The sequence below is a fragment of the Micromonospora sp. NPDC002296 genome, from assembly GCF_040296145.1.
Lineage (GTDB): Bacteria > Actinomycetota > Actinomycetes > Mycobacteriales > Micromonosporaceae > Micromonospora.
Map to the genome: position 1 here is coordinate 8251 of NZ_JBEOWQ010000079.1, position 5902 is coordinate 14152.

Genomic DNA, 5902 nt, shown 5'->3' on the forward strand with positions numbered 1-5902 from the left:
CTCCTCGCGCTCACCCTGCCACCTCCTCCGGGGCCGTTTCCGGCTCCTGCGGGGCCGCGCCCGGCGTGGTGCCGGACGGGGGCGGGCCCTGCGGGCCGGCCGCCACGACGGCCCGCACCCGCTGCGGGTCGGCCGTCGACGCGCCCCGGCGTAACCATACGAAGAACTCGACGTTGCCGCTGGGCCCCGGCAGTGGGCTCGCGGTCACGTCCGCCAGGCCCAGGCCGAGCGTGGCCGCCGCCGCCGCCACATCGAGGACGGCCTCGGCGCGCAACGCCTCGTCGCGCACCACCCCGCCGGCGCCGACTCGTTCCCTGCCCACCTCGAACTGGGGCTTGACCATCAGCGCCAGGTCACCGTCGGGCCGGGTGCAGGCGGCCAGCGCCGGCAGCACCAGCCGCAGCGAGATGAACGACAGGTCGGCCACCGTCAGGTCGACCTGCCCGCCGATCACCTCCGGGGTCAGGGTGCGGACGTTGGTGCGTTCGAGGACGCGTACCCGGTCGTCGGTGCGCAGCGACCAGGCGAGCTGGCCGTACCCGACGTCCACGGCGACCACCTCGGCGGCGTCGGCGCGCAGCAGGACGTCGGTGAAGCCGCCGGTCGACGCGCCGGCGTCGAGGCAGCGGCGGCCGGCCACCCGCAGCCCGCCCGGGGCGAACGCGGTCAACGCGCCGGCCAGCTTGTGCCCGCCCCGGGAGACGTACTCCGAGACGGGGTCGGCACCGGTGACCAGCAGCGGGTCGGCGGGGTCGACCATCGCGGCGGCCTTGCGGGCCGGCACCCCGCGAAGCCGGACCCGCCCGGCCTCCACGAGCGCGGCGGCCTGCTCCCGGGAGCGGGCCAGCCCGCGGCGGACGAGTTCGGCGTCGAGCCGGGTGCGACGTGCCATAGGAAGGTTCTCCGGTTGGTCAGGCCTGGTCGATGGTGGCGAGCGTCTCGCGCAGCGTCTGGTACGCCGCCTCGTACTGCGGGATCTGGTCGGCCGGCGAGAGCGCCGCGGCGTTCGCCATCGCCTGGACGGCGGCGTCCACCGCCGGGTGCCGGCCGTCGCCGTCGACGTCGACCGGGCGCGGTGGTGGGCCCGGCCGGGGACCGGGCGGCGGGCCCGGCCGGAACGGCGCGCTCACCGCCCGCCTCGACCCGTCGCGGGTACGCTCACTTCTCGCCGCCGGTCTGCTGCCTGCGCGGCACCGCCTTCGCCGGCCGGGCCGGCTCCGCGCCACCCTCGTCGGCACCGGTACGGCTCACCGTGGCCGGCGGCTTGCGGGCGATGGTCTTCTTCGCGACGGCCTTCTTGGCCACCGTCTTCTTCGTCACGGCCTGCGCCGCCACCGCGTCCGGGGCGGCGGGGCCCGTCGGCTCCGCCGCGGCGGTGGGCAGGGCGGCCGGCTCCGGCGCGCCGGCCGGTGGGGCGGCCGGGCCCGCCTTGGCCTCCCGGAGCTGACGCTCCAACTCGTGCACCCGGCGGGTCAGCTCGGCCACCTCGTCGGCGGCTGCCAGTCCCACCGCGCCGAGGGCACGGTCCACCTCGAAGCGCACCAGTTTGGTCAGCGCCTCCCGGTTGGCCACACCGGTCGAGACCAACTCCTCGGCGAGGGCCTGGAGCTGGGTGGCCGTCGCCTCGCCGGAGCCGACCAGCCGGCGTACGACGTCCTGGGCCTTTTTCCGGGGGGCCTCCGTCAGGCCCATGGCCAGTCCGAGGTAGGCGCGCCACGCGTCCTGCATGCCTGAGTCCTTCCACGGGGGTGGGGTTTCAGGTGTCACGCTACCGGGCGACGCGCAACGCCCATTGCGGTACGGTGCCGGGAAACGGGCGTGGCGAGTGTGAGGAGACGATGTGGCCAGCGTGGACGAGTGCCGGCAGGCGTTGCAGGATCTGGCCGCCCGGCTGGACCGCAACGCCGATACCGTACGGGGGCGGATCGACCTGGACCGGACCCTGGCCTGCCGGGTGACCGATCTGGGTGCCGCCTTCCACGGCCGGCTCGCCGACGGGCGGCTGCTCGATCTGACCGACGGCGACGACCCGAAGGCGAAGATCGCGCTGAGCACCAGCAGCGACAATCTGCTCGCCCTCGTCCGCGGCGAGCTCGACGTCACCCGGGCGGTGGCGTCCAAGCAAGTCTCGATCAAGGCGAACCCGTTCGACCTGCTGAAGCTCCGCAAGCTGCTCTGACCGGCCGGGCCGCCGTTCCCCGGATCAGTCCGTAAGGCCGAGGTCGGCCAGCGCCTCGATGGCCTCCGGCGACCCCGCCCGGACCGCCGGGCCCGCGTCCGCCGCCCACGCGACGGCGCAGAGCGCGGCCAGGGCGTCCAGCGGCCGCCCCGCCCCGGTCAGTTCCAGCAGGCCGTCGTCGGCCACGGTGACCGACCAGCCACCGGTCTCCGGGTCCCCGGGCACCCGGACCACCGCCGCCGGGTCGAACAGCCCGGCCAGATCGACCGAGACGTACGTCGGGCGACGCGCCGGGGCTGCGGCCAGCAGCTCGGGCACATCGCTGACGCCGGTGAGCACCAGCAGGCTGTCCAGCCCGGCCCGGCGCGCGCCCTCGATGTCGGTGTCCAGCCGGTCGCCCACCACCAGGGTGCGTCCCTCGCCGGCCCGGCGGGCGGCGGTGGCGAACAGCGCGGGCTCGGGCTTGCCCACCACCACGTCCGGTTCCCGGTCGAGCGCGGTGCGCAGCACGGCCACCAGCGACCCGTTGCCCGGCAGCGGGCCACGCCCGCTGGGCAGGGTCCGGTCGGTGTTCGTGGCGATCCAGATCGCGCCCGCCCGCACCGCCAGCGACGCCTCGGCCAGGTCCGCCCAGCCGACCTGCGGGCCGTATCCCTGTACCACCGCGGCCGGGGCGTCGTCGGCGTGGGAGACCGGGCGCAGCCCGACCGCGCCGACCTCGGCGCGCAGTGCCTCCGCGCCCACCACCAGGACCGCCGCACCGGCGGGCAACCGCTCCGCCAGCAGCTCGGCGGAGGCGGCGGCGGAGGTCAGCACCTCCTCCGGCGTGGCGGGCACACCCATCCCGGAGAGCAGGTCCGCGACCTCGCTGGAACGACGGGACGCGTTGTTCGTGGCGTACGCGACCGCCCGTCCCTCGGCGCGCAGCCGACCCACCGCCGCGACGGCGCCCGGGATCGGCCGGTCGATCAGGTAGATCACCCCGTCCAGGTCGAAAACGACCAGCGAGTACCCGTCGGCCAGCCGACCCCCGGCGTCCGTGGTCACCGCTGGTCCGCGCCCGACTCGGGGTCGCCGGCCGGCTCCTCGCCACGCGCCGACCCGGGCCGGGCCGCAACGGTGCCGGCCTCGTCGTCGGTCGGCTCGTCCCCGGCCAGGTCGTCGTCGCGCCGCTCGGCGGCGGCGTCGTCGTCGGCTTCGTCGTCGTCGGCTTCGGCTTCGTCGGCTTCGTCGCGGTCGGCGGCGTTCGAAGAGTCGACCTCCTCGTCCGACCGGCCGGCGACCGGCTCAGCCGGCACCGCGCCCGGGCTCCCCGGCCCGGCAGCGATCTCCTCGGCCGAGTCGTCGTCCTCGTCGTCGCCCTCGATCAGCACCCCGTCGAGTTCGAGCAGCCGCTCGGCCGCGTCGGTCTCGCCGTCGGTGTCGACCTCGGCCGCCCGGGAGAACCACTCCCGGGCCTCCTCGCGGCGCCCGACCGCGAGCAGCGCGTCGGCGTACGCGTACCGGAGCCGGCTGGCCCACAGCTCGGTCGCCTCGCTCGTCAGCTCACGAACCTGGAGCATCGCCACCGCGGCGTCCTTCTGGCCGAGGTCACCGCGGGCGCCGGCGGCCACGATCAGCAGCTCGATCGCGACGGCCTGGTCCAGCTTCTCCTGGTCGGCACCCCGGAACAGGTCGATCGCCCGTTCCGGCCGCCCGAGCGCCCGCTCGCAGTCGGCGAGCACCGCCAGATGGCTCTGCAACCCGGTCATCCGGTGGTACGTGCGCAGCTCCGCGATGGCCGTCTGCCACTCCCCCGTGTGGTACGCGGCCAGCCCGACCGCCTCTCGGACGGCCGAGATCCGCGACGCGAGCCGCCGGGCGGCCATCGCGTGTGCCAGAGCCTCGACCGGGGCCTCGTCGATCAGCTGACCGGTCGCGACCAGGTGCCGGGCGACGGTGTCCGCCACCGGCTTGGCCAGCGAGAGCAGCTCGGCGCGGACGGTCGAGTCCAGGTCGGTCGCGACGATCTCGTCGGGCAGCGCGGGCGCGTCCGAAGTACGGTCGCCCTCCGCCGACCCGGCGCGGTCCCGCCGGTCGTCTCGGGCGGGGCCGGCGGCGTAACCGCCCTCCCGTCGCCGGTCCTCGGAACCACGACGGTCGTCGCGGCGCGGACGCTCGCCCTGACCGGCCCGGTCGCCACCACCGAAGCCACCCTCACGGCGGTCGCCACCCTGGTAGCCACCCTCGCGACGGTCACCGCCACGGAAGCCGCCCTCACGGGAGCCGGACCGGAAACCACCCTCACGACGGTCACCACCGCGGAAACCACCGTCACGCGGCGGGCCACCCTCACGCGGACCGGAACGGAAACCACCTTCACGACGGTCACCGCCCTGGTAGCCGCCCTCACGCGGGCCACCTTCACGCGGACCGGAACGGAAACCGCCCTCACGCGGACCACCTTCACGCGGACCAGAGCGGAAACCACCCTCACGACGGTCACCACCACGGAAGCCACCCTCACGCGGGCCACCCTCACGCGGACCGGAACGGAAACCGCCCTCACGCGGACCACCCTCACGCGGACCAGAACGGAAACCACCCTCGCGACGGTCACCGCCCTGGAAACCGCCCTCACGCGGGCCGGAGCGGAAGCCCCCTTCACGCGGACCGCCCTCACGCGGACCGGAGCGGAAACCACCCTCGCGACGGTCACCGCCCTGGAAACCGCCCTCACGCGGGCCAGAGCGGAAACCACCTTCACGACGGTCACCACCCTGGAAACCGCCCTCACGACGGTCACCACCACGGAAACCGCCCTCACGCGGGCCACCTTCACGCGGACCGGAACGGAAACCACCTTCACGACGGTCACCACCCTGGAAACCGCCCTCACGACGGTCACCACCACGGAAACCGCCCTCACGCGGACCGGAACGGAAACCACCCTCACGACGGTCACCGCCCTGGAAGCCACCCTGCCGGTTATCCCCGTCACGGCGGAAACCGCCCTCACGCGGACCCGACCGGAAACCACCCTCACGATCGCCACCGCGGTAGCCGCCCTCACGCGGACCCGAGCGGAAACCGCCCTCGCGACGGTCACCGCCCTGGAAACCGCCCTCACGCGGACCGGAACGGAAACCACCCTCGCGACGGTCACCGCCCTGGAAACCGCCCTCACGGGGACCCGACCGGAAGCCACCCTCACGATCGCCACCGCGGTAGCCGCCCTCACGAGGGCCGGAGCGGAAACCGCCCTCACGGCGGTCGCCGCCACGGAAGTCGCGGCCCTCACCGCGCGGTGCCCCGCGGCTGTCGCCGTCCCGGCGGTCACCGCCGCCGGCGGAGCGGGAGTCGTCACGGGAAGCACCCCGGAACCCGCCCTCGCGGCGCTCACCGCCACGGAAACCACCGTCCCGGCCACCGTGCTGACCACCGGCTCGGTCGTCACGACCGCCGCGGTACGGGGGGCGGTCGTCGCGTCGGGGCGCCCCGTCACGTCGGTCGGAGCGGTCTTCGGAACGACGAGGACGGTCACCGTCGTGCGGTCCTGAACTCACAGGTACATCCTTCCTGATTGCGCCGGAACCGACGCTACGCAGTCGAGGGCCGACCCGGGTGGGGCGGCCCTCGACTGGAAAGAATGTCCGGCGGTGTCCTACTCTCCCACACCCTCCCGAGTGCAGTACCATCGGCGCTGGAGGGCTTAGCTTCCGGGTTCGGAATGTAACCGGGCGT

General features: G+C 74.8%; 7 protein-coding genes and 1 rRNA gene. 2 read left to right on the forward strand and 6 right to left on the reverse strand.

The genetic code is table 11. The features are described 5' to 3' along the window. Window positions 1-10: 10 nt before the first annotated feature. The 3 genes from ABT023_RS28005 to ABT023_RS28015 are packed head-to-tail and all read right to left on the reverse strand — an operon-like array spanning window position 11 to window position 1728. Window positions 11-892, reverse strand: coding sequence for a TlyA family RNA methyltransferase (locus ABT023_RS28005; RefSeq protein ID WP_350889570.1), 882 nt, complete (start codon window positions 890-892; stop codon window positions 11-13). A gap of 19 nt (window positions 893-911) precedes the next feature. Then, complete coding sequence (locus ABT023_RS28010) at window positions 912-1130, reverse strand: hypothetical protein (protein WP_350889571.1); 219 nt, start codon at window positions 1128-1130, stop codon at window positions 912-914. 28 nt (window positions 1131-1158) lie between these two features. Continuing rightward, the gene (locus ABT023_RS28015) at window positions 1159-1728 is read right to left on the reverse strand and encodes a phasin family protein (protein ID WP_350889572.1); all 570 of its coding nucleotides are present in this window, start codon (window positions 1726-1728) and stop codon (window positions 1159-1161) included. 112 nt (window positions 1729-1840) lie between these two features. Between ABT023_RS28015 and ABT023_RS28020 the strand changes: the two genes are divergently transcribed. Then, the gene (locus ABT023_RS28020) at window positions 1841-2179 is read left to right on the forward strand and encodes an SCP2 sterol-binding domain-containing protein (protein WP_350889574.1); all 339 of its coding nucleotides are present in this window, start codon (window positions 1841-1843) and stop codon (window positions 2177-2179) included. Window positions 2180-2203: 24 nt separating this feature from the next. Here ABT023_RS28020 and ABT023_RS28025 read toward each other — a convergent pair whose 3' ends face one another. Together ABT023_RS28025 and ABT023_RS28030 are read right to left on the reverse strand one after the other, a co-directional pair. Next, window positions 2204-3226 (reverse strand): HAD-IIA family hydrolase, encoded by a 1023-nt coding sequence (locus tag ABT023_RS28025; protein WP_350889575.1) that lies wholly within the window; start codon window positions 3224-3226, stop codon window positions 2204-2206. Then, a complete protein-coding gene (locus ABT023_RS28030; RefSeq protein WP_350889577.1) occupies window positions 3223-4128 on the reverse strand; it encodes a tetratricopeptide repeat protein in 906 nt (301 codons plus the stop codon). The genes ABT023_RS28025 and ABT023_RS28030 overlap by 4 nt, the downstream gene beginning before the upstream one ends. On the opposite strand from ABT023_RS28030, the gene ABT023_RS28035 reads away from it, so the two are divergent. After that, a complete protein-coding gene (locus ABT023_RS28035; protein ID WP_350889579.1) occupies window positions 4105-5718 on the forward strand; it encodes a hypothetical protein in 1614 nt (537 codons plus the stop codon). The two genes, ABT023_RS28030 and ABT023_RS28035, sit on opposite strands and share 24 nt — an antisense overlap. A 91-nt stretch (window positions 5719-5809) precedes the next feature. On the opposite strand, the gene rrf is transcribed toward ABT023_RS28035, so the two are convergent. Further along, window positions 5810-5902 (reverse strand): 5S ribosomal RNA (gene rrf / locus ABT023_RS28040); the annotation flags it as partial.